Below are 26,650 nucleotides of genomic sequence, written 5' to 3'. Positions count from 1 at the left end.
CCGGCCATCTGGCTGGCCCTGTCGGCCAGCCGCCGGGCGCCGGCCTTCGCCAGCAGGATCGAAGCGCCCCAGGCGGGCGAGGCGGAGACGGATGAGGCTGAGGCCGGCCAGGCCCCGCGGCCGTGAGCGCGCCCGCCCCCGGCGACCGGCGGGCGCTGATCGTCCTCCTGTCGGTCATCTTCCTGAACATGGCGGGGTTCGGCCTCGTCATTCCCCTGCTGCCCTTCTTCGGCCAGGCCTTTGACGCGCCAGCCTGGCAGATCACCCTGATGTTCTCGGCCTTTTCGGTGGGCCAGTTCCTGGGGGAGCCGGTGTGGGGACGGCTGTCGGACCGGTTCGGCCGCCGGCCGGTGCTCATCCTCACCACCCTGGGCGGCGCCCTGGCCTATGTGGCCCTGGCCTTTGCGCCGGGCATCTGGGCGGCGCTGGCGGTGCGGCTGGTAAGCGGCTTCCTGTCGGGCAACATCTCCACCCTGCAGGGTTATCTCGCCGACATCACCCCGCCCCATCAGCGCGCCGGCCGGATGGGGGTGATGGGCTCGGCCTTCTCGCTGGGCTTCATGGTGGGTCCCGCCCTGGGCGGTCTGCTGGCGAGGCCGGACCTCGGACCCACGGGCTTCCAGATCCCCCTCTTCGCCGCCGCCCTCTTCGGCCTGGCCGCGGCCCTGGGGGTCTATCTGTTCATGCGCGAAACCCTGACCCCTGGCCGCTCGCCCACGGTCACGCCGGGCGACCCGCCCCGCAAAAGCGCCCTGCGCCAGGCCCTGGCCGACCCGGTGATCGCGCGGGTCTTCCTGATCAGCTTCATCACCATTGCCGGCTTCGCCGGCATCGAGGCCACCTATGGCCTGTGGACCGAGGCGCGCTTCGGCTGGGGCCCGCGCGAGATCGGCTGGGCCTTCATGCTGGCGGGGCTGGTCGGCGCCATCTGCCAGGCCTCGGCCACCGGCTGGCTGGTGCGGCGCTATGGAGAGGGCCGGGTGCTGACGGCGGGCCTGGTCTTCATCGGCCTGGGGACCCTGGCCCAGTTCACCGCCGCCAGCTGGCACATGGCCGCCCTGGGCCTGGCCATCGTGGTCTTCGGCCAGTCGATCACCTTCCCCAATCTGGTGGCCATGATCTCCATGGCCACCCCGCCCGAGCGACAGGGCGAGGTGCTGGGGCTGAACATGTCCAACAGCGCTCTGGCGCGCATCGGCGGGCCGATCCTGGCGGGCCAGCTGTTCTCCGCCGTGGCGCCGGGCGCGCCCTTCCTGCTGACGGCGCTTCTGATCCTCCCGGCCCTGGTCCTGGCGCGACAGGTGACGCTCAGGATGCGGGGCCTCCGCAACTGACGCTCGGCCAGCAAAGTCAGAGGACGAGGCTTTAGCGAACCGCCGCCGGGCTTGCCTTTTTCGTCCTGGTCGCGTAAACGCCCCGCTCTTCGGAGCCGTCTGGCCACAGGCATGCCAGGACGGTTCATCAATACGCCAGAGGACGGGGCCTTCGGGCTCCGCAAGGGAAATGCCGAAACTGAAGACGAAATCGGGCGCCAAGAAGCGCTTCAAGATCACCGCGACCGGCAAGCTGAAGGCCGGCGTGGCGGGCAAGCGTCACCGGCTGATCAGCCATAACGCCAAGTACATCCGCCAGAACCGCGGCACCAAGGTGATGAGCGAGGCCGACGCCAAGATCATCAAGACCTACCTGCCCTACGGCCTGTGATCGGGAGCGCATAAGACATGGCACGCGTGAAACGCGGCGTGGTCGCCCACGCCAAGCACAAGAAGGTTCTGGAGCAGGCCAAGGGTTTCTATGGCCGCCGCAAGAACACCATCCGGGCCGCCAAGGCCGCGGTCGACAAGGCCGGACAGTACGCCTATCGCGACCGCAAGGTGCGCAAGCGCAACTTCCGCTCCCTGTGGATCCAGCGCATCAACGCTGCGGCCCGCCTGGAAGGCATGACCTATTCGCGATTTATCTTCGGCCTTGAGAAGGCTGGGATCGAGATGGACCGCAAGGTGCTCGCCGATATCGCGGGCAACGACCCGACCGGCTTCAAGGCCATCGCCGACAAGGTTCGCGCCGCGCTGGCTTGACGGGTCGATGGGAGGTTTCTCGCCTCCCGCTATCTGACAAGAGCCCTCCGGCGAGAGCCGCCGGAGGGCTTTTTGCTGCCCGCCCTTCCCGCGACCCCGACCACGCGATAGAGCACCCAGGCCATGACCGACCTCGACATCCTGAAGACCGAACTGATCGCCCAGGTGGACGCCGCCGCCGACCCCGCGGCCCTGGAGGCGATCCGCGTCGCCGCCCTGGGCAAGAGCGGCCAGATCTCCGAACTGCTGAAGTCCCTGGGCAAGATGAGCCCCGAGGACCGCCGCGAGAAGGGTCCGGCCATCAACGGCCTGCGCGACGCGGTGGCCGAGCGCATCGCCCAGCGCAAGGCCGCCATGGAGGCCGCCGAACTGGACCGGCGGCTGGCCGCCGAGACCATCGACCTCTCCCTGCCGGCGCCGCCGCGGCGCAAGGGCAGCGTGCATCCCACCATGCAGGTGATGGACGAGATGGTGGCCATCTTCGCCGAGATGGGATTCTCGGTGGCCGAAGGGCCGGATATCGAGACGGACTTCAACAACTTCACCGCCCTGAACTTCCCGCCCAAGCACCCGGCGCGGGAGATGCACGACACCTTCTTCATGGCCCCCGACGCCAATGGGGAGCGCAAGGTCCTGCGCACCCATACGAGCCCGGTGCAGGTGCGTGTCATGCGTCAGCTGAACGAGAAGGTGCCGGCCTGGGTGGCCTCCGGCCAGGAGCCGCCCATCCGCGTGGTCGTGCCCGGGCGCACCTACCGCTGCGATTCCGACGCCACCCACACCCCCATGTTCCACCAGATGGAGGGGCTGGTCATCGACCGGGTCATCCATATGGGCCACCTGAAATGGACCCTGGACACCTTCATCTCGCGCTTCTTCGAGACCGAGGGCGTGGTCAGCCGCTTCCGTCCGCACCACTTCCCCTTCACCGAGCCTTCGGCGGAGATGGACGTGCAGTGCGACCGCTCCGGCGGGGATATCCGCATCGGCACGGGGACGGACTGGCTGGAGGTGGTGGGCTGCGGCATGGTCCACCCCAACGTCCTGCGTCACTGCGGGCTTGATCCCGACGTCTGGCAGGGCTTCGCCTTCGGCTTCGGCGTCGATCGGCTGGGCATGCTGAAATACGGCATGCCGGACCTGCGCGACATGTTCGCGGGCGACGTGCGCTGGCTGTCCCACTACGGCTTCTCCCCCTTCGCCATGCCCAATCCCGCCACGGGGCTGAGCTGAGAAGCCATATCCACAGGCTCCCGACCGGGAGCGCCCGGCGCGATGTGACCGTCGCGCCTTTCCCCTCCGAGGGGTCGATCAGATGAGCGCAAGACGATGAAGTTCACGCTTTCCTGGCTCAAGGAGCACCTCGACACCGAGGCCACCGTCGATCAGGTGGTCGAGGCCATGACCATGGCCGGCCTGGAGGTCGAGCATGTGGAGAATCCCGCCGGCAAGCTGGCGGCCTTCTCCGTGGCCAAGATCGTGGAGGCCGTGCAACACCCCAATGCCGACCGTCTGCAGGTCTGCCAGGTGGACACCCGCGACGGCCGCAAGGAGATCGTCTGCGGGGCGCCCAATGCGCGGCCGGGCCTGACCACCATCTACGCCCCCCTGGGCGCCTATGTGCCCGGCTCCGGCATCACCCTGGAGGCGCGGCCGGTGCGCGGCGTGGTCTCCAACGGCATGCTCTGCTCGGCCTCCGAGCTGGAGACCGCCGAAGAGTCCGACGGGATCATGGAACTGCCCGACAGCCTGGCGGTGGGGACCCCGGCCGCCGAGGCCCTGGGCCTGGAGGCCGTGATCGACTTCGAGGTGACGCCCAATCGCCCCGACTGGCTGGGGGTGGCGGGCATCGCCCGCGACCTGGCCGCGGCGGGCCTGGGCCAGCTCAAGGATCTGGCGGTGAGCCCGGTGAAGGGGGCCTTCCCCTGCCCCATCTCCATCCGCCTGGACGCGCCGGACGCCTGCCCGATCTTCGCCGGTCGGGTGATCCGCGGGGTGAAGAACGGCCCCTCGCCGGCCTGGCTGCAGCAGCGGCTGGTCTCGGTGGGTCTGCGGCCCATCAACGCCCTGGTGGATGTCACCAACCTGATCTCCTATGACCGCGCCCGCCCCCTGCACGTCTATGACTGCGGCAAGCTGGTGGGCGATGTGATCGTCGCGCGCCTGGGCGCCGGCCAGGCCGACGCCGCGCCTGGACGCACCGACCAGGCCAGCCCCGCGCCGCACCGGGACGAGCAGCTGATCGCCCTGGACGGCAAGACCTATGACCTGACCGCCGAGATGTGCGTCATCGCCGACGCCGGCGGCGAGCGGCCCATCGGCCTGGGCGGGGTGATGGGCGGCGAGTCCACCGGCTCGTCCGAGGAGACCACCGACGTCTTCCTGGAGAGCGCCTGGTTCGACCCCATCCGCACGGCCCAGACGGGCCGGCTCACGGGCATCACCTCGGACGCCCAGTACCGCTTCGCCCGCGGCGTGGATCCGGGCTTCGTGGTGGACGGGCTGGAGCTGGCCACCCGGCTGATCCTGGACATCTGCGGCGGCGAGGCCTCCGAAGTGGTGGTGGCCGGCCAGGCGCCGGCCCCGCCGTCGGCCATCACCTTCGACCGCGCCTACGTGCGGCGCCTGAGCGGCCTGACCATCGATGAGGCCCGGATTGATCAGATCCTCAGCGACCTGGGATTCTCCATCGCCGGCGATCAGGTGACGCCCCCGTCCTGGCGCCGCGACGTGGAGGGCCGGGCTGATCTGGTGGAAGAGGTGGCGCGCATCCAGGGCTTCGCCGCCCTGCCCGCCGAGCCCTTGCCGGAAATGGCCAGGCCCGCCGGCGGCGTGCTGAGCCTGCGCCAGAACCGCATCCGAACCGCCCGCCGCGCCATGGCGGCCCTGGGCTATGCCGAGACGGTGAGCTGGAGCTTCATGTCCCGCGCCGCCGCCCGCCTGTTCGGCGGCGGCCAGGATGAGCTGATGGTCGCCAACCCGATCTCGTCCGACCTGGACTGCATGCGCCCCTCGGTCCTGCCCAATCTGATCGAGGCCGCCGGCCGCAACGCCCGCAAGGGGTTCGCCGACGTCGCCCTGTTCGAGGTGGGACCCATCTACCGGGGCGATCAGCCGGCCGACCAGGCCATGGTGGTGGCGGGGCTGATCGCGCCCCACCCCCCGCGTCGCTGGGACGGGGGCGGGGATGATCCCCTCTTCGCGCTCAAGGCCGACCTGATGGCCCTGCTGGAAGAACTGGGCGCGCCGCCCCTGCAGGTGGCTCAGGGCCAGGCTTCGTCCTGGTGGCATCCGGGCCGCTCGGCCAGGCTGCAGCTGGGGCCCAAGACGGTGGTGGCCCAGTTCGGCGAGCTGCACCCCCAGGTTCTCAAGGCCCTGGACGTGGCCGGCCCGGTCTTGGCGTTCGAGCTGGAGATCGAGGCCATTCCGGAAGGCAAGCGCAAGGCCGTGAAGACCCGGCCCGCCCTGTCGCTCTCGCCGCACATGCCGCTCAGCCGCGACTTCGCCTTCGTGGTGGACGAGCAGGTGAGCGCAGGCGACCTGACCCGGGCGGTGGCCGGCGCCGACAAGGCCCTGATCGCCCAGGCCCGGGTGTTCGACGTCTATCGCGGAGCCGCCCTGGGCGAAGGGATGAAGTCGCTGGCCGTGGAAGTGCTGATCCAGCCCCAGGACCACACCCTGGCCGAGGCGGAGATCGAGCAGCTGTCGGCCAAGGTCGTGGCCGCCGCGGCCAAGGCGGTGGGCGCGCGGCTGCGAAGCTGACGAGGGCGCGGCGCGGCGCGGCGCTCAAGTCTTTGAGTTAGAGCCTGATTCAACGATCAGACGGTTCCGTCTGATCGCATCAGGCTCTAGACGCCGCGCCGGCCCTTGCGGGCTCTAGAACGGGAAGATGTTGCGCTGGCGGCTATAGGCCAGATAGCCCACATTGGCCCCCAGGCGCAGCCCGACCCCGGCCCGGATGGGCGCCAGGGTGATGTCGTTGGCGCGCTGATAGTTCACGCCCAGGCCGCCCACCAGATAGGCCGAGCCCTCCACCCCCGGGAACCGCTGATAGATGGCGTCCGGATAGTGCAGGTTGTAGCAGAGGGTGAAGACCCGGCTGGCGTTGGCGCCCAGGTCCCAACCGATGGAGGGGCCCTGCCAGAACACCTCCTGGGTCTGGCGGTTCTTCATATAGAGCAGGCCGCGGCCATAGCGGGCGCCGATGGTGATGGCGGCCGAGCCTTCCTCGCCGGCGATGTAACCGGTGGGCCGGCCATTGTCGGCGAAGATGCGCTCCACCGCGCCGCCGGCGGCCTCAGCCGTCACGCCCAGGAAGTCAGAGACGTCGCGGACGATCTCGTCGCGGGAATAGGTGGCGGCCTGCTGACCCTCGATGGGATAGTTGGGGTCATGCTGCGGCGGGGGCGGACCCTGGGGGTTGGTCTGGGCCGTGGCGCATCCGGCCAGGCCGGAGCCGGCGGCGGCCAGGCCCGTGACGATCAGCTTGCGGCGATCCATGCGAAAGTCTCCTCGTAGGCGTAGGCGATCGTCCCCTCGTCCTTCGTCATCAATGCGGCGCTTGGATTAACGCGCGATTAAGCATGTTCAGTCGGAGGGCTGCGGCCCCCAGGCTTTCAGCTAACCAGGGCTTCACACCCGTCTGCCAGGGTTTGCCCATCAGGCTCTAGACTCAGGGCCTTGAGCGCCTTCGATCCGATATCCGGTTCCCACTTATCGGAACGCGCTCTGGAGGGGGAGATCGCAGTCCGTGGCGGCTTTGGCGTGCTTGCGCGTGGTGGTCAGCACCGATCTCGACGCCCTGGCGCCGGGGGTGCTGGACAGCCTGGTGGAGAAGTTCACCCTGGCCTTCCTGGAGGCGCGGTGGGCCTGGCCGCGACGCTTCTCCACCCTCAATCCCTATGCCTTCCTGCTGAGCGACCCGCGCCGGGCCGAACTGGACACGGTGGAGTTGGGCCGCCTGTCGACGGAACTCCATGCGCACCTCTTCGGGGAGGCCGACACCGGGGGCGGCGCGGTCACGGTGCTGCTGTTCGAGGGGGAGGACCCCGCCATGGCCGCCTTCGCCGAGGCCTCCGCCGAGCGGCTTCATCAGGCCATGTGCGACGCCAGCGCGCCCCTGCCCGGCGGGCAGCTCTGCCGCCTGACGCCCCAGGGCCAGCGGGTCTTTCTGCCGCCACGCGCGCCTGCGGGAGCGGGCGAAGAGGCCGAGCAAGGCGCACAGTCCGCCGCGTCAGGGGCGGTCCGCCTGCCCAATGTGGAGGCGCTCCAGGCGATCTACTACGCGCCGCGCCAGCTCTTCATCGGCGACCTGGTCACCAGCACGCCCGGCGACCTGCGGACGGGCTACAGCCTCACGGACGGCGCGTCTCACCTGCCCCAGAACACCCTGGCCTATGACATGGACTGCGTGATCGCCGGCCTGCGGTTCCTGGCCGAGAGCCCCTCGCCCACGCCGATCTTCCTGCCTGTGGCCTTCTCCACCCTGGTGCGCCCCAGCCGCTGCGCGGCCTATGGGGAGATGCTCAACCTTCTGCCGGAGTCTGAGCGGGGCCGGCTGGGCGCGGCGGTCTATGACGTGCCGCGGGCGCCGTCCTTCCAGGCCTTGAGGAAGATGAGCCGCACCCTGGAGGGACATTTCAGCCTCATCGACCTGCGAACCCGAGACCCCGCCTTCGAGATCGAACAGGTGGGCGGCGCGCAGATCAACAGTGTGACCTTCATGCTGCCGGAAGGGGAAGGCGCCCATCGCCTCGCCGTCCTGCGCCGTTTCACCGGTCGACTGCGGGCCTATCGTCGCCGCAGGATCTGGCCGGCGGTGACCAACATCCGCACCGGCCCGGAACTGGCCGCGGCGCGGGCCGCGGGCGTGCCCTTCCTCACCGGCCCGGCCATCTCCCGGGCCCAGGACCAGGTGATGGGCGGCCGTCCCTGGCCCAGCCACCAGTTGCCCGCGGGCCTGGAACGCGTGAGCCTGCGCAAGGCCGGCTGAGGATCGTCTTCGGGTCGGCGCCGGCGCGTCAGTGCTCGGCGCGGGTCTGACGCAGGCGCTGGCGGATGGCCGCGGCGTCCTCATGAACGCACTCCACCGGCGAAGAGCCCGTCAGCCGCCGGGCGGCGGCCTTGGGCAGGGCGGATCGAAGGGCGCCGAGCGCCCGCGGCGGGGCCAGGATCACCAGTTCGTCGAAGGCGCCGGCCTGGGCGTCCTTGCCCAACTGGTCGGCCAGGCGGACGAGAAAGCGGTCCTCGGCCTCCTGTCGCGGGGCGCGTTCGTCGGCGCCATGGCGGCGCGGGCCGGCGCGCTCATGAACCGTGGCGCCTGAACCGGCGGCGTGGGGATAGTCTCCGCCCTTCTGCGCCATGGCCTCGGCCTTGCGCTCCACCACCTCGCCGGCGCGTATCCGCTCTTCGAAGATGCGCGCCTGCGCCCCGTCGGCGGCCACCACCCAGGTGATTCCAGACTGTTCCATAAGCTCCTCCTGAGAGCCTGACGCTAGTCGCGCAGGAGGGCCTTGCGCCGTGACCCAGATCAAACCTCCCGGCCGCCCCCTCGCCTAAGCCTTGAAGACGCCCGAGGCGGTGCGCGACACTGACCCTGCCCAGCGCATCGCCCGTTTCACCCCAAGGAGACCCACTGTGAGCCAGGCCGTCGACCCGAAGCCGCCCGCGGGCGCGATCACAGCCGTCCTGGTCTTCGCAGAGGCCGGGGACAGCGGGCGCGCCCTGGTGGCCGCCGCCGGCGCCCTGGCCCGCGACTTCGACGCCCGGCTGATCGGCCTGGGCGCCCAGGGCCTGCATCCCATGCCCGCCTCAAGCCCCTATGGCGGGGTGACCACCGCCCATTGGGTGGCCGAGATGACGGCCCAGCTGGAGACCGAACTGGCCGAGGCTGAGACCACCTTCGCCGCCGCCGCCCAGGGCCTGGCCCTGGAATGGCGCACGGCCCACGACATGCCCGCCCGGGCCATGGCCGCCCATGCCCGCAGCGCCGATCTGCTGGTGATCCGCGCCACCGCCCAACGGGACTATTTCCGGACGGTGGACCCCGGCGAACTGGTGCTGCACGCCGGCCGTCCCGTGCTGCTCGCCCCGCAATCCGACACCCCTTTGCGCGGTGAGGCGGTGGTGGTGGGCTGGAAAGAGACCCGCGAATCCCGCCGGGCCCTGGCCGACGCCCTCCCCCTTCTGCGGCGGGCGCGGACCGTCGCGCTGACCGCGGTCCACGGACCTGGAGAAGGCGCGGCGAGCGCGGCCGCCCTGGAGCAGGTCTGCGCCTATCTGGCGGGCCATGGGATCGCCGCCGAACCCTCTCCCATCGAGGCGCCTGACGCCGATGTCGTCGATCTGCTGAACGCCAGGGCCCAGGCCATCGGCGCCGATCTTATCGTGACCGGCGCCTACGGTCAGAGCCGCCTGCGGGAATGGGTGTTCGGCGGGGTGACCCGGCGGCTCATGGACGAACCCCGCACCTGGCTGTTCATGAGCCACTGAGCCTGGCGGGCCTCAGCCGGGCCAATAGACGTATTCGTCGTCCTTGGTGGCCGGATCGGCGAGGGTCTTGTCGATCATCACCGGCATCTCGCCCACATAGGGATAGAGGGGGCCCTTCCATCCCGCGCGGTGGGCGGCCAGCAGGGCCTTGAGCTCGGCCACCTTGTCGGGTCGGCGAGCCGCCAGATTGTTCTGCTCGGTGGGATCGACCGAGAGGTCGTAGAGCCAGTCCTTGTTCGGCCGCGTGGAGGTCTGAAGCTTCCAGTCGCCGTGGCGCACCGCCAGATAGTAGCCATCCTGCCAGAACAGCGTCTCGTGCGGTCGCGGTCGCGGCGGGGCGCCCGTCAGGAAGGGGAGGAGATCCTGGCCATCGATCACCCGGTCGGCGGGCAGGCTGGCGCCGGCCGCCGCCGCCAGGGTGGGAGTCAGGTCGAGGTGGCTGACGGGCGGATCAAGGGTCACGCCCGGCGCGATCCGGCCCGGCCAGGCGATCATCAGCGGCACCCGGATCCCGCCTTCGAAGAAGGTGAGCTTCCACCCCCGATAGGGTCGGTTGAGCTCCGACAGACCGATATAGCCAGGTCCGCCATTGTCGCTGGAAAAGACGATGATGGTGTTGTCGGCCAGTCCCTGGGCCTCCAACGCCTCCATCACCCGTCCCACGCTGCGGTCCAGGGCGCGCACCATGGCCGCATAGACCCGCAGGGTGTGATCCTCGATCTGCGGCAGGGCGTCATAGTCGGCCTTGGTGGCCTGGAGCGTCGTGTGCACCCCCCAATGGGCCAGATAGAGGAAGAAGGGGCGGTTGCGGTTGGCCTCGATCACCTTCACCGCCTCGTCGGTGTAATAGTCCGAGAGATAGCCTGGCGGCTTGAACATCGGCCCGTCGTTGAAGGTGGCCGCGTGCTGCCCGCGCGCCCACAGGAATTTGTCGATGGGATCGAAGCCGATCTTGGCGTTCACCACGCCGGGATCGTCCTCGGCCATGTGCAGGACCGAGGCCAGGAGCAAGCTTTCATCGAAACCCTGGGCGCGGGCGCCGAACTCCGGCCCGTCGCCCAGGTGCCACTTGCCGATATGGACGTTGTGATAGCCCCGGGTCTTGAGGATTTCGGCGAGCGTGATCTCAGATCCCGGCAGGCCCTGGTCCGAGAAGGGCGGCAGCTCCCGCTCGGCGGCCTTGTTGCGCAGCAGCGGAAGCGGCCGCGTGCCGTCATTGTAAAAGAGATCGAGAATCCGGGTCATGCCACCGGGCGTGGGGGTGAACTCAAAGCCGTGGCGGGTGGGATAGCGCCCCGTCATGATCATGGCGCGGGAGGGGGCGCAGGCCGCGGTTCCCGCATAGGCCTGCCGCATATTGGCGCCCCGCGCGGCCAGGGCGTCGATATTGGGGGTGGGAACCAGGCCGCCGGCCACGCCGCCCCCGAAGGTCGTGATGTCGTTGATGCCCAGGTCGTCGGCCAGGATGACGATCACATTGGGCGGACGCTCGCCCGTCGGCGCAGCGTCCGGTCCCCGGGCCCATTCGATCGTCTGGGTGGGTCCGATCTCGTCCCGCGCCATATTGGCCACGGCGAAGAGGATGATGGACTTGAGATTGGCGGCCGCCAGCCCCCCCAGGCTGACGACCACCAGAAGGACGAGGCCAAGCCCCATCCAACCCTTGCGCGACATGACGCCCTCTCCCCAGGCCGATCTATAGATATTGGCACGTTACGCGCAATTTAAATCACGCCTCAAGGGGAGGCTTGCATATTTTGGCACGTCGCGCGCAATAATGTGGGCGCAAGGTCCGGAGGTGCTGAGATGGGCGGATGGATGTGGCGGTGGCTGCGGCGGGCGGGGCTGAGCCTCGCCGTGGCGGCGTTTGCGGGCGGCCCAAGCCTCGCGGCCACGGCGCCGAACATCGTGCTGATCCTGGTGGACGATGCGGGCTACACCGACTTCGGCGCCTATGGGAGCGAGATCCCGACCCCCCACATCGACGCCCTGGCCCAGCGCGGGGTCCGGTTCTCCAACTTCCGCGCCACGCCCATGTGTGCCCCGTCCCGCGCCATGCTGATGACCGGGATGGACAGCCACACCGCCGGCGTCGCCAATCTGCCTGAGACCACGCCGCGGGCCCACGCCGACCTGCCCGCCTATCAGGGGCGGCTGGCGCCGGGGGTGGAGACGGTGGCCACGCGACTGAAGCGTCTCGGCTATCACACCTTCATGGCTGGCAAGTGGCACCTGGGCCATGGACCCGGCGACCTGCCCAACGCGCACGGCTTTGACCGCTCCTTCGCCATGGACGGCACCGGCGCCGACAACTGGGACGGGCGGTCCTACTTCCCGCTGTACGAGGCCTCGGTCTGGTACGAGGACGGCAAGCCCGTGGAGCTGCCGGAAGACTTCTACTCCTCCGCCTCGCTCGTGGACCGGATGATCGACTATCTGGATGCTCGGCCTCAGGATGGTCAGCCCTTCTTCGCCTATCTGCCCTTCCTGGCCATCCATATCCCGGTGCAGGCCCCCGAGGCGTTCGTGCAGCGCCATCTGGGCCGCTATGACGGCGGGTGGCAGGCTCTGCGTGAGCAGCGGCGGCTGGGCGCGATCCGCACCGGCCTGATCGCCCCGGACACCCCGGTGGGTCCGCCGCCGCGCAATGTGCGCGACTGGCGCGCCCTGTCGCCGGAGGAGCAGGCCGCCCAGGCCCGGGCCATGGCGGTGAACGCCGCCATGCTGGAGGCCATGGACCACCATCTCGGCCGGTTCATCGCCCATCTGAGAGCCACGGGCGCCTATGAGAACACCCTGTTCGTGGTGCTGTCCGACAATGGGCCCGAGGCGGGCGACCCGCTGGCCGAGCCGGTCTTTCGCGCCTGGCTTCAGCAGCGGCAGGGCTATGACCTGGCGCCGCAGGTTCCCGGCGGTCGAGGGACCTATGCGGCCATCGGCCCGGGCTGGGCCAGCGCCGCGGCCGGCCCCCTGTCGCTGTTCAAATTCTATGCGGGCGAGGGCGGGGTCCGCGTGCCGCTGATCATGGCCGGCCCCGGCCTGCCGCAGGGCCAGACCGCCCAGGCCTTCAGCCTGATCTCGGACATCACCCCCACCCTGCTGCAGCTGGCCGGCGCCCCGCCCGAGGCCCTGGCCGACCTGCACGGCAAGAGCCTGCTGCCCCTGCTGAGGGGCGAGCGCGACCATGTCTATGGCCCCGACGAACCGGTGGGCCTGGAGGCCGCCGGCGACGGGGCGCTCTACAAGGGGCGCTACAAGCTGACCCGCAACGCCGGGCCGTTGGGCGACCCGGCCTGGCGGCTCTATGACATCGTCGCCGATCCGGGCGAGACCCGCGACCTGGCCGCCGAACAGCCCGAGCGCGTGGCCGAAATGCTCGCCGACTACGAAGCCTACGCCCAGAGGGTGGGCGCAGCCCCCGCGCCCGAGGGATTTTCCGCCGACCGGCAGGTGGCCGCCAATGTGGCCCGCCACATCATCGCCGACTTCCGGGGCGCCCTGCTCGCCGGCCTCGCCGTGGCCGTGGCGCTGATCCTGGGGGCGGTCCTGGGCTTGCGGGGCCTCGACCGGAAGGACAAGGCCCTGGGCGCGCGGGTGCGCGAGGGGGCCGCCCGCCTGGGCGCCGGCCTGCTGGGCGCAGCCTTCCTTCTGCTGGCCCTGCGAATCTGGGCGGCGCCGGCCCTGGTGGCGGGAAATCTCGCCATCGCCCCAGTGGGCGAGTTGGGGCTGGCGAGCCTGCGCGCCGACCTGGCCGGTTTCTTCGGGGTGGGCGGCGGCTTTGCGCTCTGGGCGGCGGTGAAGCGCCAGCGTCAGTGGCTGATTCCCCCCTTGGCCCTGCTGGGAGTCGCCCTGAGCGGACGGGCCCTGACCCTCGTCCTCGACGGCGGCGGCATCCGGCAGATCCCGCCGATGGTGGTGGAGGCCCTGGCGCTCATCATCCTGGCGCTGGCCTGGCGCGCCCTGGCGCCGCAGCGGGCGCAGGCCCATGATTAACGCAATCTTCAGCGGCGCCGGCCAGCCTCAGAGCGCCGCCCCCATGCCCGGGCGCGCCTGACGGGGGCGGCGCCCCAGGGTCCAGGGGCGCTCCAGGAGGGTCCCATGACCGCCCTGTCTCCCGCCCCCCTCGCCGGACACCCGGCGGTGAACGACTTCCTGGAGCACGGAACGCACATCTTCGCGCCCCTGGTGGACCCGGTCGCCGCCGCCGACCTGCTGGCCGAGATCCGCGCCACCCGCGCCTTCGATCACAGCCTGTTCCTGAGCGAAGCCGAGTTCGACGCCGATCCCCAGTACACCGGGGTCAACCCGCGGCCGGGCCGCAATCTTCTGGAGCGCTATGAGGACCGGCTGGGCTTCGTCGAACAGGCTCCGCATATCGTGGACGCCCTGGGCGCCCTGCTGGGCGCCGACTATGAGATCCTGAACCGCAAGGTGGTCTGCGGCGTGCCCCAGAGCGCGGTGCCGGCGTGGCTTCGGCGGCGCATTCTGGGCAATCCGGTGAACAATCTCGGCGCCTATGTGCGGCCGGACTATCGCGACATCACCTATTTCTACGGCATCGACTTCCACCAGGACCTGATCGACTACCGCGACCGGCCGGCGGATTTCCTGACCCTCTATGTCTATCTGCACCCCGTGGGGCCGCAGGACGCGCCGCTGTTCCTGCTGGAAGGCAGTCACCGGTTCGGCGGGACGGTCTTCCCCCACGACCTGCGCCGCGACGGGGCTGAGGAATGGGTCTATGGCGACGGCGCCGGCCGCAGCCTGCGCACGCGCCAGAAGGTCCTGACCGGCCCGGCGGGCTTCGCCGCCATCTGGCACGCCTGCACCCTGCACGGCACCCAGCCCGACGCCGCCGACCATGAGCGCATCTCGCTCCGCTATCTCGTGGCCCGCCGGTCGGGGCGGGCGGGCATCGACGAGGTGAACGCCCAGCTCTCCGGCCCGCTGGCCCTGCCCCAGACCCGCGTGGACCTGGGCGCCGACGGCCAGGCCGTGGTGCGGGGAAACCACGTCAACATGGCCTGAAGAGGTCGTGGCCGCCCGCGGCGGTCGCGACCCTCAGCGCATTGTTGCAATCAGGCCCACATCGGCCGGGGTGCGGCCGGCGATCAGCTCGGCCAGAGCAGCCTGGACGGCCGCCGGCCCCCGGACCTCGCGCAGGGCGATCTGGCCCTTGAGCTCCTCCACCATGCGCAGGGTCTCGGTCTGGGTTCGGCGCTGGATCACCCCGGCCCCCAGGTCGCCGTCCCGCTTGGCGATATGGGCGGGGATGAAGATGAACTCGTGCGAGGGCGCGCCCTCCACGCGGGTGCGGCCGCGCGGCTGGTCCCAGTGGGTCGCGCCCACAGCGCAGCTGAGCTTGAGCTGGCCCAGGAAGGTGCGGTGGATCGCCTCGATCACCGCCCCGTCGCCAGCCATGTCGATGAAGGCCGTGGGAACGGCGCCGTCCAGGGACTCGATCTCGCCATAGGTCACCACCGAGTCGCAGACCCCCAGGCCGGTGACGAAGTCGACATTCCGCGGCGAGGTCAGGCCGACGATGCGGGGGCGCGGGGCCGGATGGCGGGCCAGCATGTTCAGAAGACCGATGGCCGTCTTGGACGAGGCGCTGCCCACCAGAATCTGTTCGGCGCCGAAGAAGCCGCCGTCCACCAGATAGTCGTAGAGCAGATAGCCGGTGCCGAGCAGCGGCAGGAGGAGGCAGCGCTCGGCCTCCAGGGCCTGCATGGCCGCGGGCTCCCCCGTGGTGCGCTGATAGGCGTTGTAGAAGGCCGGCAGCCCCGCCCGATGCGGTGCGGCGTCGATGAAGCCCCGCGGTCCCACCTGGTCGGGCTGAAGCACCACGTGCGAGGCGGTGGGAAAGAAGCCATAGACCCGCTCGCCCGCCGGCAGGTCCGGATGACGCGACGCCACCACATCGGCGAAGCCCCAGACCGGCGTCAGGCCCCAGGGCGCCTCCGCCGGAAAGTAGCCCCAATAGCCGATGGACTCTCCCGACAGGGCGTAGCTGACATTGTTGGAGGTCAGGGCGAAGCGGTCGATGGCCAGGAGCGCCTGACCGGCCTGTAGCTCGGGCTCGGCCATCTCCACCAGACGGCTTTCGGTCAGGCGGTCACGGCGCAGTTGAAGCTGGGTGATCATGGGTCGAACGCCTTCTGGGTCTGAGGGAGAGGATCAGAAAGACCACGGCGAGCGCGGTGTGCGCCACCGTCGTATAGTGCTCCGGCGGATGATGGCCCCCCGCCCCGCGCCCGAACCAGGCGTCGAGCCCCACCAGTCCGCGCTCCAGAACCACCAGGGCCAGGAAGAGCGGAACCAGGTTCCGATAGCGCACGGCGACGGCCAGCTGCGCCAGTCCGTGGGGAATCTGCAGGGCGCCGTACCAGGCGAACACGCCGACGATGGTTTCCCGGCGGGTGGACAGGTCGATCCCGGCGATCACGCCTGCGCCGCCATCGGGAAGGCCGTAGTGCAGCAGGCCGGGGATGAGGGACCCTGCCGCGCAGAGCCCCAGGAACACCGCCGAGAGGCCTGAGCCCCCATAGGCGGCGTTGGTGGAGGCCGGCAGAAGTCCCCGCGCCAGCATGTCTAGTCCACGCCTAGAAAGGCGGTCACCGCGGCCACCAGTTGATCGGGCGCATCTTCCTGGATGAAGTGACCGGCCTTGGGGATGATCTTGTGGGGCAGGCCCTTGGCGCCGGGGATGTGGGCTTGGGCGCGGGCCTCCCAGCCCCGGGCCACGGGATCGAGCTCGCCGAACAGGGTCAGGAAGGGCTTTTCGAACCGGCCGAGCTTTTCCCAGGCCGCCAGGTTCAGCGGCACGCCGGGATTTTTCGGTTGGACGGCGATGAGGGACGGGAAGGAGATCAGGCCCCACTCATAGTCCGGCGAAGGGAAGGGTGCATAATAGGCCGCCTGCTCGGCCTCGGTCAGCTTGCGCTCCATGCCCTGATCCAGCAGGGGCCAGGGGAAGGCGGTGGCCGCCTCCATCATGCCCACCCACATCTTCATGAACTCGCTCTCGCCCTCGCCAATGGGAAGGCCGGTATTGGCCGCCACCACGCGGTCGAAACGCTCGGGATTCTCAGCCACGAGATAGAGGCCGATCGTGCCGCCCCAGTCCTGGCAGAAGAGGGTGATGTTGCGCAGGTCCATGGCCTTCAGCCACTGGCCCATCCAGTCATAGTGGCGGGCCAGGGTGTAGTCCGCCCGCGCCGCAGGCTTGTCAGAACGCCCGCAGCCGACGAGATCGACGGCGATCACCCGCCGCCCCGTGGCCAGCAGGCCGGGGATCATCCGCCGGTAGAGATAGGACCAGGTGGGGTTGCCGTGCATGAGCAGGATGGGCGGGGCGCTCTTGGGGCCTTCATCCACATAATGGATGCGCAGCGCCGTGCCGTCGGCGTCACGGATGTCGAGATAGTTGGGCGCGTAATGGAAGCCCGGCAGGTTGGCGAAACGGGCGTCGGGCGTGCGCAGGACGTTCATGCAGAGTCTCTCTCGGCAGGCGGATGGATCAGGCGATGAGGAGGTGCAGCAGCGCCAGATGCGCCAGGGCGGCGGCCAGGGCGAGGCTGAGCGCCAGCCACACCGGAGGCGGGGCGAGCGTCATGATCTGGGGCTTGCTGGGGAAGGAGAAGGTCCGCGGCATGGCCGCGAACTTGAACTCGTGCGCCCCGGAGAAGCGCGGGTCGGTGATCAGGGCCACCAGGTCCCGGCGGCTGCGGTAGCGCATATAGCCCAGGATGGACCAGCCGGGATCGGCCTCCACGCCCCAGGCGTCGAAATAGCCCCCCACCTTGCGCGCGGCGAGCGCGGGGTAGCCGCCCCGGGCGAATAGGGCCGGCAGGAAGACCTTGGTATAGTCCTCCATCACCTGCCGCGCGGGGCGCGCGGTTCCGGTTTCGGGATCGACGATGGGCTCCGGCGACAGGCGGACCAGGTTCAGCATGTAGAAGCCGCGGCCGTCGTCCTCCCGCAGGAAGCGGCGCAGGATCTCCGGATCGTTACGGCCCTCCATGGGCAGGCCGGTGGCCATGAGGCGCGCCACGGCGGCGTCGGCCTCGGACGAGGTGAGCGGCGCGCGCCAGTTGAAATACCAGGCCAGGAAGCCGCCATAGAGGGCGAGCGCCGCCGACCAGGGCGTGATCAAGATCCAATCCGGCATGTCCACGTTCCTTCCCTAGCGCCCCAGGACCCGCCGCCGACTGAGCCGCGGGGGGCCGCCCGCCGCATCAAGGCTGACCATGTCCCCGTCCCGACCGACTCTCAGAGGCCCGTCGAACGCCTTGGGCGCGTCGCCCAGGAACGGGCCTTCCAGCGCCCGCATCGGCAGGGGCGGGACAATGTGGGTGAGCAGCAGCATCTGGACGCCGGCCCGCTGAGCCAGGGCCGCGGCCGCCTCTGGCGTGGTGTGATAGTCGGGGATGTCGGCCAGGATGTGCGCCAGGTCGGCGCGCCCGGCCGCCTCTGCGGCGGCTTGCTGCCGGGCCACCAGCTCGGGGGAAAGCGCCTCATGGACCAGCAGGTCGGCGCCCCGCGCCTGATCCTCCACCGCGCGGGTCGGAACGGTGTCGCCGCTGATGACCACCGAGCGGCCCTTGTAGTCGAACCGGTAACCCACGGCCGGCTCCACCGGGGAATGATCCACGCCGAAGGCCGTGATGCGCAGGTCGCCCTCGTCGAGGATGACCACCCCCTGCGCGTCCGGCAGGGGGAAGGGCGCGGCTGCGGCGCCGAATCCGGACGGCGGGACCACCTCGGCGCCGTGGTGGGCGATGCGATAGTCCCGGTCGAGCGCGTAGGCCGCATTGAACCCGGCCACCACCTGCTCCACCCCCGGCGGGGCGCGGACGGTCAGGGGGCGGATGGAAGAGCCTGCGGCCCAGTGCTGCAGCATCAGTTCGCCCAGGCCGTCCATGTGGTCGGAGTGGAAATGGGTCAGCAGCAGGGCCTCGGCCCGGGCCGGCGGAAGGCCCATCAGGGTCAGGTTGCGCGTGGCGCCGGCTCCGATATCGACGATGAACAGGCGCTGGCCGGCGATCACCGCCGTGCAGGGGCCGGCGCGGGTGGGATCGGGCATGGGCGAGCCTGCGCCGCACAACACCACATGCAGGCCGTCGGGGAGGTCGGCGAAGGGGACCGCAGCCATGTTGCGGGCCATGGCCCGGTCCATCAGCGCCAGGACGATGGCGCCCCGCTGGACATAGGCCAGGGCCAGCCCCCCCAGGACCAGGGCGAGCCCGACGCCCAGAGCCACGATCCAGCCGCGGCGGACGGCGGGCTTGCTAGCCTCCATCGGCGGCCTCCGGGACCGGGGCGCGCAGAACCGTGCGGAAGCCCACGTGCGATGCGCCGCCGTCGGTGGGGCCGGGCGTCCGCGCCGCAGGCCGGTAGCGGAAGCAGTAGTTGTCGGCGCAGAGGAAGGAGCCGCCCTTGATCACATGCTTGGCCTGACCAGGCTCGGCGGGATCGTGGGACATGGCCCGGGGCGGGCCGCCCCGCTCCAGCACGGCGGCCGGCGCCAGACCCGGACGGTACCAGTCTTGCGTCCATTCCCAGACGTTTCCGGCCATGTCGTAGAGGCCATAGCCATTGGGGGCATAGCAGCCCACAGGGGCGGGCCTCGCCTTGTGCCCGTCTTCTCCGGAGTCCGCGGCCGGAAAGACCCCCTGCCAGGTGTTGGCCTGCGGGGCCTCGCCCGAGGGCGCCGCATCGCCCCACACATAGCGGGCGCCGGCCAGTCCGCCGCGGGCGGCATATTCCCACTCGGCCTCGGTGGGCAGGTCGCGGCCCAGCCAGCGGGCATAGGCCAGGGCGTCCTCCCAGGCGATGTGCACGACGGGCCAGGCTTCCCGGCCGGCGAGATCGCTGCCCGGTCCTTCGGGCGCGCGCCAGGAGGCGCCGGGCACGATGCGCCACCAGGTGGACGGGTCGGGCGAAAGCTCGTTGGCGCCGGCGAAGACGAGGCTGGCCGGCGCGCGCTGCGCGGCCGACAGATGGGGATATTCGGCCGCGCTCAGCGGCCGCTCGGCCAAGGTCACATAGCCCGTGGCCTCCACGAAGCGGGCGAAGGCCGCATTGGTGACCTCGGTCCTGTCGATCCAGAAATCGCCCACCTGGACCTGCCGGGGCGGGCCCTCCTCGGGGCGCTCGGCCGCCGCCCCCATGGCGAAGACCCCGCCCTTTACCGGAACAAGCCCCGCCTTGGGGTCGGCGGGGTCAGGCCGGGGCAGGTTCGGCTGGCAGGCGGCCGCCTCCAGGGTCGGACCTGACCGGCAGGCGGCCACGCCGCAGGCCAGCAGGGGGACCAGCAACAGGGCCAGGCCTGCGGCCCGCCCGCCAAACCCTCTCCGTCTTTTCGCAACCCCGTCGACCATTGCGCCCCCGGACGCCATCGATATATTGGCACTTAGCGTGCACAATTCTCGGAGGCAGCGCAAGCCATGTCCGGACCGCTCGTCACCCTCTCGGGCTCACCGGGGTCGCCCTATACGCGCAAGATGCTGGCGGTCCTCCGCTACCGACGGATCGGCTACCGCTTCCTGCAATCGGCCAGCCCAGCCGCCGCGGCCCTGCCGCAGCCCCGGGTGCGCCTGCTGCCCACCTTCTATCTTCCGAACGCCGAGGGGGTTCTGGAGGCGGTCACGGATTCCACGCCCCTCATCCGTCGTCTGGAGGGGGAACACCGCGGCCGCAGCCTGATCCCCGCCGATCCCGCCCTGGCCTTCATCGACGAGCTGGTGGAGGACTATGCCGACGAGTGGCTGACCAAGGCGATGTTCCACTATCGCTGGAACTATGACGCCGACATCGCCCAGGCCGCCGAGATCCTGCCCTGCTGGTCGGGCCTGACCATCCCCGACGAGGTCCTGGCCCAACGGGGGGAGACGTTCAGCCGCCGGCAGATCGACCGCCTGGGCGTGGTGGGCTCCAATCCGGCTACCGGGGGGCTGATCGAAGAGAGCTATCGCCGCTTCCTGACCGCCTTCGAGGCGCATCTGAAGGTCCTGCCGCAGGTGCTGGGCGCCCGGCCCGGCGCGGGCGACTTCGCCCTCTTCGGACAGCTGAGCCAGCTCGCCCAGTTCGATCCCACCCCCATGCGCCTGACGCTGGACGTCGCGCCCCGGGTCTTCGCCTGGACCAGTCTGATGGAAGACGCGTCGGGCCTGGAACCCGGAGAGGCCGACTGGATCGACCTTTCCGCCCCGCCCCCCACGCTTGGCCCGCTCCTGGCGGAGATGGGGCGGGTCTATGTCCCGGTGATGCTGGCCAATGCGCGGGCGGTGGCCGAAGGCCTGTCACAGGTGGAGACCGAGATCGACGGCCAGGCCTGGCGACAGGCGCCCTTCCCCTATCAGGCCAAGTGCCTGGGGTGGCTGCGGCAGTCCTGGGCCGCCCTGCCGCCTGAAAGCCGGGCGACGGCGGCTGACGTTCTGGAGGACGCAGGGTTCACCCAGCTGCTGTCCTGAGGCCCGCCCTCTGGCGCGGCGGGCCGTAAGATTCTATGCAGCGGCATGTTTCGTAAGGGTCCAACCGCGTGAGCCGAGCCGCCAGCGCCTCCAGGGAGCCGGCGCCGGACCTGGAGACCGACGGCCGCCGCCGCCGGTCCCAGGACAGCCGCGCGCGCATCGTCCAGGCCATGCTCGACCTGGTCCGGGAGGGCGGCGTCTCGCCAGCCGCCGAGGTGGTGGCCGAGCGGGCCGGCGTGGGCCTGCGCACCGTCTTCCGCCACTTCAAGGACATGGACAGCCTCTATCGGGAGATGGGGGCGGCCATCGAGGTCGAACTTCAGACCGTCATCGCCCAGCCGTTCGCGGCTCAGGACTGGCGCGGCCGGGTCCGGGAGCTGATCTGTCGGCGATCGGTGGCCTATGAGCGGATCACCCCTTTCCGGCGCGCCGCCGAGGGTCAGAGACTGCGCAAGGGGGGCGCCCTGGCCGCCGACTACGCGCGGTTCGTGGCCATGGCTCGGGACATCCTGCGCCGGGTGCTGCCGGAGGAAGCCGCCGCCGACCAGCCCCTGTTCGAAGCCCTCGACCTGCTGCTCAGCTTCGACGCCTGGGACCGCCTGCGCCGCGATCAGGGGCTGTCGCCCGAGGCCGCCGTCGCCGCTCTCGACCGCGCGGTGAGCCGGCTGATCGGCGAGGCCTGATCCGGACGTCACCCGCAGCACCCTGTGACCCTTCGCCGCATGCCCAGCGGCCTGTCGGCGAGGATCCGGCGAAAACTCAATTTGAGTAAGGCCTTAGGACGCCGCAACAAGCGCTCGCTCCGCCTGTGCGACAGAAGCGTCACCTCGCGGTTGACGCAGCGTTTACCACGGTCTCGCCAAGGCAGGAGTTCATCTCCTTCGAACGCGGCGAGCAGGAACCCATGGGTCCGATCAAGCTGAACACCGTCTCCGCCAAGCTGATGGCGGCGGCCGGACTGACCATCGGCCTGCTGCTGCTGCTGGCGGCCGCCCTGTTGTCCCAGCGGGTCCATGGGGTGACGACCCGGCTTTCGTCGGACTACGCCCGCGCCGTCGGCGAAGCGGCGGGCAAGGAGATCGCCGGCGACCTGGGCGCGGTCCAGACCGCCGCCACGGCCCTGGCCGCCAGCATCGGCGCGGCCCACGAGGTCGGGCTGACCGACCGCGTCGCGGTGACCCGCATCATCCGCGACTACGCCCGGGCCTCCGATCTGGTCATGGGCAGCTGGTTTGTCGCCGCGCCCGAGGGTTGGGATGGCCGCGACGCCGAGTTCATCGGCGACGCCCGCAGCGGCTCCAACAGCCTGGGCCGCTTCGAGCCCTACTGGGTGGTGGTCGACGGCCAGCTCCAGATGGAGCCCCTGGACGAGACCCAGCCCTTCGACGAGCCCTTCTACAAGCTGGCCGCCGACAGCGGGAAAGGCGCGATCACCGAGCCATATCTCTATCCGGTGGACGGCAAGGAGGTGCTGATGACCTCCATCGCCGCACCGGTCTTCGCCAATGGCCGCCTGATCGGCGTGGCCGGGCTGGACGTGGGCATGGACGCCTTTTCCGCCGAACTGGCCAAGATTCGCCCCCTGGAGACCGGAACGGTCAGCCTGCTCTCAGGCGGCGGCGCCTGGGTTGTCCACGCCGACCCCGGTCGCAGGGGCAAGCCCTATGACGATGCCGGCGCCGAGACGGTGCTGAAGGCCGTGGCCGGCGGCGAGACCCTGGACGCCGGGAAGGTCAAGGCCGAGGGCGACACGGTCCGCCGCGTCTTCCTGCCCGTACCGCTGGAAGGCTCAAACACCCATTGGTCGATCATGGTCGACGTGCCCCAGGCCACCATCGGCGCCCCGGCCCGCGAACTGGTCGTCGGCCTCCTGGTCGGCGGGCTGCTGCTCACCGGCCTGGTCCTGGGCGGACTGTGGGTCGCCTCGACGCGGATCGTCGGCCAGCCCCTGGGACGGCTGACCCGCAATGTGGCTCAGCTGCGCGAGGGCCGCTACGACATCGCCGTGGAGGGCGGGCAGGCCCGAGACGAGGTGGGCGAGATCGCCCGCGCCCTGGAGGCCTTCCGCCACGACCTGGCCGGCGGCCAGAGCGCCCGGCGCGAGCAGGAGACCCTGCGCCAGCAGGCCGAGGCCGAGCGCACCCGCAACCAGGCGCTTCAGGACCGCGCCGCGGCCGATCAGGCCCTTGTGGTGGAAGCCCTGGAAGGCGCCCTGTCGCGCCTGTCGCAAGGGGACCTGACCGCGCGGGTCGAGGCCGAGTTCGCCCCGGAATACGCCCGGCTGAAGACCGATTTCAACGCCGCCATGGTCAAGCTGGAGGGCGCCATGACGGGGGTCGTGGCCAACACCTCGGCCATCACCTCCGGCGCTCACGAGATCAGCCACGCGGCCGACGACCTGTCGCGCCGCACCGAGCAGCAGGCCGCCAGCCTCGAGGAAACCGCCGCGGCGCTGGACGAGATCACCGCCACGGTCCGCAAGACCGCCGGCGGGGCCGAACACGCCAGCGCCCTGGTGGGCCGGGCCCGCCATGACGCCCGCGAAAGCGGCCTGATCGTCGGCGACGCAGTGGCCGCCATGAGCCAGATCGAGCAGTCCTCCCAGCAGATCGGCCAGATCATCGGCGTGATCGACGAGATCGCCTTCCAGACCAATCTGCTGGCGCTCAACGCCGGGGTGGAAGCCGCCCGCGCGGGCGACGCCGGTCGCGGCTTCGCCGTGGTCGCCTCGGAAGTCCGGGCGCTGGCCCAACGCTCGGCTGAGGCGGCCAAGGAGATCAAGGACCTGATCGGCGCCTCCACCGCCCAGGTGGCCGGCGGCGTGGACCTGGTGGGCCGCACCGGCGCAGCCCTGCAGCGCATCGTCGAACAGGTGAGCGAGATCACCCAGATCGTCGAGGAGATCGCCGCCTCGTCCAAGGAGCAGGCCGAGGGCCTGGCCCAGGTGAACACCGCGGTGAACCAGATGGATCAGGTGACCCAGCAGAACGCGGCCATGGTGGAGCAGTCCACCGCCGCCAGCCACGCCCTGGCCCGCGAGGCCGCCGAGCTGGCGCGGCTGATGGCCCAGTTCCGCACCGGTCAGGCCGGCGCGGCGCCGGCGCGCGGCGCCCGGGCCCAGCAACAGCGCCTGGCCCGCGCGCTGGGACGCTGAAGGCCTCTACTGCGCCAGGGCCGCGGCGTGGACGGCGTCCAGGAAGGCTGAGCGGGCGGCCGACAGGTCCTGACCCGTGGCCCGGGGCCAGGCGGAGTTGATGACGATCACCAGCCGGTCGTCCCGATAGGTGGTGATCGACTGGCCGAAGATGCCCGAGGCCTGATAGGCGCCGCTGGGGTTCATCCACCAGAAATAGCCATAGCCAGCCGCGCCATTGTCGATCTGGCGGCGGGTGGCCTCCGCAGCCCAGCCCGGGGGCAGGATGGCCTGATCTCCGGCCACGCCGTTCTCCAGCATGAACAGCCCCACCCGCCCATAGTCGCGCAGGGTCATGGAGATGCAGCAGCCGCCCCGCTCCAGGCCCGAGGGGTCGAGCATCCAGATGGCGTCCTGCTCCATGCCATAGGGCTTCCAGATCTTCTCCGAGGCGTAGTCCGACAGGCTCTGGCCCGTGGCCTTGGCCACCAGAACGCCCGCCAGATCGGTCTCGCCGGTGTTGTAGTTGAACACCTCGCCCGGCGGATGGACCCGGGGCAGGCGGCGCATATAGCTGACCATGGCGTTGACGCCGGGCTCGCCCGGACTAGCGCCGGCGGTGGCCACGTCGGAATTGGGATCGGTATAGTCCTCGTTCCAGCGCACGCCCGAGCTCATCATCAGGAGCTGGCGCACCGTGACCCCGTCATAGCCCGACCCCGCCAGTTCGGGGATGTAGTCGGTGACCGGGGCGTTCAGGCCGGCGATCTTGCCCTCCTGGATTGCGGCGCCCACCAGGGTGGAGGTGATGGACTTGGCCACCGAGAACGAGGTCCACCGCTCGGCCGGCTGGCGGCCCAGGCCATAGCGCTCCAGCAGGATCTCCCCGTCCTTGAGCACCAGCACGCCGGAGACGTTGAAGGCCTCCATATAGGACTCCACCGTCCAGCTGCGCCCGTCATGCTCGAACTGCGGCGCGATCTGGCGCCTGGCCATGACCAGGGGCCGCACCTGGTCGCCCCGGGCGATGGTGTTGACCTGGAAGACCTGTTCGATGGTGCGATAGCCGCGGCTCTGCAGCTCCGGCGACCAGGCCAGGAAGTTGGGGGTGGACGGGTCCAGCGGGACCTGGGCCTGGACTGCGGCCGGCGCCAGCACGGCGGTGCTCAGAATAAGGCCCGCGGCCAGGGCGCCGGCGGCGACGATGCGCGTCATGGTGTCGTTTCCTCGATGATTTTGCGGCCAAGCTACTCCAACCGCCGCCGCGGGCCAGGGGGGCATCTGGGGTGACGTAGCGGCAGCCTCCCCGCCCCTGGCGGCGCCGCGCCCAGCGGTGCTATCGAGGGTGCGCCGCTAGAGCTGTCGATAAACGGGAGAGAACGACATGGGTCACAAGCGCCTGGGCCGCAGCCCCATCGTGGTGTCGGACATCTGCATGGGCACCATGACCTTCGGCTCCCAGGCCGACGAGGCCATGTCCTTCCGCATCCTGGACCAGTCCCTGGAGGCGGGAATCAACTTCTTCGACACCGCCGAGAACTATCCCGTCCCACCCATGCCCGAATGGGCCGGCCGCACCGAGGAGATCGTCGGCCGCTGGATGAAGACCAAGAACCGCGACGCCATCATCCTGGCCACCAAGGTCAGCGGTCCCAGCCACGGCTGGATCAAGAGCGCCCAGCGCGCAGGCATGACGGCGCTGGACCGCCACAACATCGTCCGCGCCGTCGAGGCCAGCCTGACCCGCCTGCAGACCGACTATATCGACCTCTATCAGACCCACTGGCCCGACCATGGGACCGGCTATGAAGAGGCCCTGCGCGCCCTGGACGACCTGGTCCAGGCGGGCAAGGTGCGGGTGATCGGCTGCTCCAACGAGACCTGCTGGGGCCTGACCAAGTCCATCGCCGTGGCCGAGCGCGAGGGCACGGTGCGCTATGAGACCATCCAGAACAATTTCAGCCTGAACAACCGCCGGTTCGAAGACGAGCTGGCCCAGGCCTGCCGGCAGGAAGGCGTCAGCCTGATCCCCTATTCCCCCCTGGCCGGCGGGGTGCTGTCGGGCAAGTACAATGGCGGCGCCCGCCCCGAAGGCGCCCGCTTCACCCGCTATCTGGAGCTGGGCGGCCGCCAGGCGGCCATGGCCCGCCGCTTCGTGAATGACAGGTCCCTGGCCTCCACCGAGCGCTTCGCCGCCATCGCCGAAGAGGCCGGCCTCTCCCTGGTGACCCTGGCGACGGCCTGGAGCAAGCAGCACGACTTCGTCGCCTCCACCATCGTCGGCGCCACCCACGACAACCAGCTCCCCGACATCCTGGCCGCCCTGGACCTGACCCTCACCCCCGAGGTGATGAAGGCCATCGACGCGGTGTCGAAGGAGATCCTGTACCCGATGGGGTGAGGGGTGGCGGTTCTTCGCCAGGGGACTAAGCCGCTCGCGCGGCATGGGTGGGCTGGAGAGAGGTCTGTGAGGG

23 protein-coding genes are annotated in these 26,650 nt (G+C 70.3%); 13 read left to right on the top strand and 10 right to left on the bottom strand.

Going from position 1 to position 26,650, the window contains the following annotated elements; genetic code table 11:
- Positions 1-122: 122 nt before the first annotated feature.
- The 5 genes from V7D28_RS01785 to pheT all read left to right on the top strand — a co-directional run bounded on the left by V7D28_RS01785 (position 123) and on the right by pheT (position 5,840).
- Entirely contained in the window at positions 123-1,334 is a 1,212-nt protein-coding gene (locus V7D28_RS01785) for an MFS transporter (protein WP_333585638.1), read from the top strand.
- Between the two features lie 169 nt (positions 1,335-1,503).
- The gene (gene rpmI, locus V7D28_RS01780; protein WP_293410222.1) at positions 1,504-1,704 is read left to right on the top strand and encodes a 50S ribosomal protein L35; all 201 of its coding nucleotides are present in this window, start codon (positions 1,504-1,506) and stop codon (positions 1,702-1,704) included.
- 17 nt (positions 1,705-1,721) lie between these two features.
- Positions 1,722-2,078, top strand: coding sequence for a 50S ribosomal protein L20 (rplT, locus tag V7D28_RS01775; RefSeq protein WP_293410224.1), 357 nt, complete (start codon positions 1,722-1,724; stop codon positions 2,076-2,078).
- A gap of 123 nt (positions 2,079-2,201) precedes the next feature.
- Positions 2,202-3,311 (top strand): phenylalanine--tRNA ligase subunit alpha, encoded by a 1,110-nt coding sequence (pheS, locus tag V7D28_RS01770; protein ID WP_333585637.1) that lies wholly within the window; start codon positions 2,202-2,204, stop codon positions 3,309-3,311.
- Positions 3,312-3,407: 96 nt separating this feature from the next.
- Positions 3,408-5,840, top strand: coding sequence for a phenylalanine--tRNA ligase subunit beta (gene pheT / locus V7D28_RS01765; RefSeq protein ID WP_333585636.1), 2,433 nt, complete (start codon positions 3,408-3,410; stop codon positions 5,838-5,840).
- 114 nt (positions 5,841-5,954) lie between these two features.
- Here pheT and V7D28_RS01760 read toward each other — a convergent pair whose 3' ends face one another.
- Complete coding sequence (locus V7D28_RS01760; RefSeq protein ID WP_333585635.1) at positions 5,955-6,578, bottom strand: DUF1134 domain-containing protein; 624 nt, start codon at positions 6,576-6,578, stop codon at positions 5,955-5,957.
- Between the two features lie 250 nt (positions 6,579-6,828).
- Here V7D28_RS01760 and V7D28_RS01755 point away from each other — a divergent pair, with 250 nt between their 5' ends.
- On the top strand, positions 6,829-8,070 hold the full coding sequence (locus tag V7D28_RS01755; protein ID WP_333585634.1) for a hypothetical protein: 1,242 nt from the start codon (positions 6,829-6,831) through the stop codon (positions 8,068-8,070).
- 28 nt (positions 8,071-8,098) lie between these two features.
- Here V7D28_RS01755 and V7D28_RS01750 read toward each other — a convergent pair whose 3' ends face one another.
- Positions 8,099-8,548, bottom strand: coding sequence for a baeRF12 domain-containing protein (locus V7D28_RS01750; RefSeq protein WP_333585633.1), 450 nt, complete (start codon positions 8,546-8,548; stop codon positions 8,099-8,101).
- Between the two features lie 166 nt (positions 8,549-8,714).
- Between V7D28_RS01750 and V7D28_RS01745 the strand changes: the two genes are divergently transcribed.
- On the top strand, positions 8,715-9,569 hold the full coding sequence (locus V7D28_RS01745) for a universal stress protein (RefSeq protein ID WP_333585632.1): 855 nt from the start codon (positions 8,715-8,717) through the stop codon (positions 9,567-9,569).
- A gap of 12 nt (positions 9,570-9,581) precedes the next feature.
- Here V7D28_RS01745 and V7D28_RS01740 read toward each other — a convergent pair whose 3' ends face one another.
- On the bottom strand, positions 9,582-11,243 hold the full coding sequence (locus V7D28_RS01740) for a sulfatase-like hydrolase/transferase (RefSeq protein WP_333585631.1): 1,662 nt from the start codon (positions 11,241-11,243) through the stop codon (positions 9,582-9,584).
- Positions 11,244-11,375: 132 nt separating this feature from the next.
- Here V7D28_RS01740 and V7D28_RS01735 point away from each other — a divergent pair, with 132 nt between their 5' ends.
- The gene (locus V7D28_RS01735) at positions 11,376-13,562 is read left to right on the top strand and encodes an arylsulfatase (RefSeq protein ID WP_333585630.1); all 2,187 of its coding nucleotides are present in this window, start codon (positions 11,376-11,378) and stop codon (positions 13,560-13,562) included.
- Between the two features lie 105 nt (positions 13,563-13,667).
- Entirely contained in the window at positions 13,668-14,597 is a 930-nt protein-coding gene (locus V7D28_RS01730; RefSeq protein ID WP_333585629.1) for a phytanoyl-CoA dioxygenase family protein, read from the top strand.
- 33 nt (positions 14,598-14,630) lie between these two features.
- Here the strand turns inward: V7D28_RS01730 and V7D28_RS01725 are convergent, their stop codons facing one another.
- The 6 genes from V7D28_RS01725 to V7D28_RS01700 are packed head-to-tail and all read right to left on the bottom strand — an operon-like array spanning position 14,631 to position 19,888.
- A complete protein-coding gene (locus V7D28_RS01725) occupies positions 14,631-15,713 on the bottom strand; it encodes a DUF2855 family protein (protein WP_333585628.1) in 1,083 nt (360 codons plus the stop codon).
- Positions 15,685-16,158 (bottom strand): hypothetical protein, encoded by a 474-nt coding sequence (locus V7D28_RS01720; protein ID WP_333585627.1) that lies wholly within the window; start codon positions 16,156-16,158, stop codon positions 15,685-15,687. Before V7D28_RS01720 ends, V7D28_RS01725 begins: the two co-directional genes overlap by 29 nt.
- Before the next feature lie 2 nt (positions 16,159-16,160).
- The gene (locus V7D28_RS01715) at positions 16,161-17,060 is read right to left on the bottom strand and encodes a haloalkane dehalogenase (protein WP_333585626.1); all 900 of its coding nucleotides are present in this window, start codon (positions 17,058-17,060) and stop codon (positions 16,161-16,163) included.
- 28 nt (positions 17,061-17,088) lie between these two features.
- Positions 17,089-17,739: a hypothetical protein gene (locus V7D28_RS01710; protein ID WP_333585625.1), complete on the bottom strand. Its 651-nt coding sequence runs from the start codon at positions 17,737-17,739 to the stop codon at positions 17,089-17,091.
- Positions 17,740-17,754: 15 nt separating this feature from the next.
- Positions 17,755-18,870 (bottom strand): MBL fold metallo-hydrolase, encoded by a 1,116-nt coding sequence (locus tag V7D28_RS01705; RefSeq protein ID WP_333585624.1) that lies wholly within the window; start codon positions 18,868-18,870, stop codon positions 17,755-17,757.
- Entirely contained in the window at positions 18,860-19,888 is a 1,029-nt protein-coding gene (locus V7D28_RS01700) for a formylglycine-generating enzyme family protein (protein ID WP_333585623.1), read from the bottom strand. The genes V7D28_RS01705 and V7D28_RS01700 overlap by 11 nt, the downstream gene beginning before the upstream one ends.
- A 129-nt stretch (positions 19,889-20,017) precedes the next feature.
- Between V7D28_RS01700 and V7D28_RS01695 the strand changes: the two genes are divergently transcribed.
- The 3 genes from V7D28_RS01695 to V7D28_RS01685 all read left to right on the top strand — a co-directional run bounded on the left by V7D28_RS01695 (position 20,018) and on the right by V7D28_RS01685 (position 24,197).
- Positions 20,018-21,043 carry a glutathione S-transferase N-terminal domain-containing protein gene (locus V7D28_RS01695; protein ID WP_333585622.1) on the top strand — a complete coding sequence of 342 codons (1,026 nt, stop codon included), beginning with the start codon at positions 20,018-20,020 and terminating at the stop codon, positions 21,041-21,043.
- A 68-nt stretch (positions 21,044-21,111) separates the two neighbouring features.
- Positions 21,112-21,726, top strand: a complete 615-nt coding sequence (locus V7D28_RS01690; protein ID WP_333585621.1) for a TetR/AcrR family transcriptional regulator — start codon at positions 21,112-21,114, stop codon at positions 21,724-21,726.
- Positions 21,727-21,947: 221 nt separating this feature from the next.
- On the top strand, positions 21,948-24,197 hold the full coding sequence (locus V7D28_RS01685; protein ID WP_333585620.1) for a methyl-accepting chemotaxis protein: 2,250 nt from the start codon (positions 21,948-21,950) through the stop codon (positions 24,195-24,197).
- Positions 24,198-24,203: 6 nt separating this feature from the next.
- Here the strand turns inward: V7D28_RS01685 and V7D28_RS01680 are convergent, their stop codons facing one another.
- Positions 24,204-25,391, bottom strand: coding sequence for a serine hydrolase domain-containing protein (locus tag V7D28_RS01680; RefSeq protein WP_333585619.1), 1,188 nt, complete (start codon positions 25,389-25,391; stop codon positions 24,204-24,206).
- 169 nt (positions 25,392-25,560) lie between these two features.
- Between V7D28_RS01680 and V7D28_RS01675 the strand changes: the two genes are divergently transcribed.
- Positions 25,561-26,577 (top strand): aldo/keto reductase, encoded by a 1,017-nt coding sequence (locus V7D28_RS01675; protein ID WP_333585618.1) that lies wholly within the window; start codon positions 25,561-25,563, stop codon positions 26,575-26,577.
- Positions 26,578-26,650: the final 73 nt, after the last annotated feature.

This window comes from Phenylobacterium sp., assembly GCF_036723115.1.
In the GTDB taxonomy this organism is placed as follows: domain Bacteria; phylum Pseudomonadota; class Alphaproteobacteria; order Caulobacterales; family Caulobacteraceae; genus Phenylobacterium.
The sequence above is the reverse complement of the archived record's forward strand: the minus strand, read 5'-3'. Positions and strand labels throughout refer to the sequence as shown.

Coding starts and splice junctions, on each gene's coding strand:
- rpmI (WP_293410222.1), top strand. CDS start 1,504: ATGCCGAAACTGAAGACGAAATCGGGCGCCAAGAAGCGCTTCAAGATC.
- V7D28_RS01695 (WP_333585622.1), top strand. CDS start 20,018: ATGTCCGGACCGCTCGTCACCCTCTCGGGCTCACCGGGGTCGCCCTAT.
- rplT (WP_293410224.1), top strand. CDS start 1,722: ATGGCACGCGTGAAACGCGGCGTGGTCGCCCACGCCAAGCACAAGAAG.
- V7D28_RS01720 (WP_333585627.1), bottom strand. CDS start 16,158: ATGCTGGCGCGGGGACTTCTGCCGGCCTCCACCAACGCCGCCTATGGG.
- V7D28_RS01680 (WP_333585619.1), bottom strand. CDS start 25,391: ATGACGCGCATCGTCGCCGCCGGCGCCCTGGCCGCGGGCCTTATTCTG.
- pheS (WP_333585637.1), top strand. CDS start 2,202: ATGACCGACCTCGACATCCTGAAGACCGAACTGATCGCCCAGGTGGAC.
- V7D28_RS01750 (WP_333585633.1), bottom strand. CDS start 8,548: ATGGAACAGTCTGGAATCACCTGGGTGGTGGCCGCCGACGGGGCGCAG.
- V7D28_RS01760 (WP_333585635.1), bottom strand. CDS start 6,578: ATGGATCGCCGCAAGCTGATCGTCACGGGCCTGGCCGCCGCCGGCTCC.
- V7D28_RS01705 (WP_333585624.1), bottom strand. CDS start 18,870: ATGGAGGCTAGCAAGCCCGCCGTCCGCCGCGGCTGGATCGTGGCTCTG.
- V7D28_RS01675 (WP_333585618.1), top strand. CDS start 25,561: ATGGGTCACAAGCGCCTGGGCCGCAGCCCCATCGTGGTGTCGGACATC.
- V7D28_RS01710 (WP_333585625.1), bottom strand. CDS start 17,739: ATGCCGGATTGGATCTTGATCACGCCCTGGTCGGCGGCGCTCGCCCTC.
- V7D28_RS01740 (WP_333585631.1), bottom strand. CDS start 11,243: ATGTCGCGCAAGGGTTGGATGGGGCTTGGCCTCGTCCTTCTGGTGGTC.
- V7D28_RS01725 (WP_333585628.1), bottom strand. CDS start 15,713: ATGATCACCCAGCTTCAACTGCGCCGTGACCGCCTGACCGAAAGCCGT.
- V7D28_RS01735 (WP_333585630.1), top strand. CDS start 11,376: ATGGGCGGATGGATGTGGCGGTGGCTGCGGCGGGCGGGGCTGAGCCTC.
- V7D28_RS01715 (WP_333585626.1), bottom strand. CDS start 17,060: ATGAACGTCCTGCGCACGCCCGACGCCCGTTTCGCCAACCTGCCGGGC.
- pheT (WP_333585636.1), top strand. CDS start 3,408: ATGAAGTTCACGCTTTCCTGGCTCAAGGAGCACCTCGACACCGAGGCC.
- V7D28_RS01730 (WP_333585629.1), top strand. CDS start 13,668: ATGACCGCCCTGTCTCCCGCCCCCCTCGCCGGACACCCGGCGGTGAAC.
- V7D28_RS01685 (WP_333585620.1), top strand. CDS start 21,948: ATGGGTCCGATCAAGCTGAACACCGTCTCCGCCAAGCTGATGGCGGCG.